This is a genomic window from Actinocorallia libanotica (assembly GCF_039525175.1).
Classification (GTDB): domain Bacteria; phylum Actinomycetota; class Actinomycetes; order Streptosporangiales; family Streptosporangiaceae; genus Actinocorallia; species Actinocorallia libanotica.
The window spans coordinates 1-510 of record NZ_BAAAHH010000133.1 but is presented as its reverse complement, the minus strand read 5'-3'; the positions used below and the strand labels follow the sequence as shown (position 1 = coordinate 510).

The window sequence follows — 510 nt, the reverse complement described above, 5'->3', positions numbered from 1 at the left end:
CCCATGTCGCGCCAGGAAATGTGTGTCTCTCAGGTGCGCCCGGGCTCGCGGTGATGGATCACTTTCGTTGCGCCGTTTCGGTGGCGACGGTTGACGGCAAGGTTTTTGTTGGCATTTTCGATCTTGATCAACAGAAGTTTGTCGAGTGGAGCTTGGTTGTGAACATTCCATTGTGTCGCGTTAACCCACAGATCGCCTTGATCGGCGACTTTCTTCAGGTCATTGGCATCACCGCCTATGGCGGCAACCTCTTCAGTGCGCTGATTGAGGTGCCGCCCGTAAACCATGATTGATTGCGGGTGAGCGGTGAATGACCAAGCGTAGGTTTAGGTCGGTTTAATGCGCACAGCGCCGGTCGATCCATCTGGCCGCTGGGATCGCGTGAGAAGACAATAGCGATCGTGTGAGCACGTGAATTCAATCAAACCGCCCCATATTCCGGGCGCCTCGGACGCAGCGCGTCGCGACAGTCCATGCCTGGCTCAGCCATGGGCTGGTGTCAGGCGGAGC

General features: G+C 57.1%; 1 protein-coding gene. It reads left to right on the top strand.

Annotated features, from left to right (window positions below):
* Window positions 1–293 (top strand): hypothetical protein (locus tag ABD140_RS40030; protein ID WP_344248321.1); only part of this gene is annotated, 293 nt, incomplete at its 5' end.
* Between the last annotated feature and the right edge of the window lie 217 nt (window positions 294–510).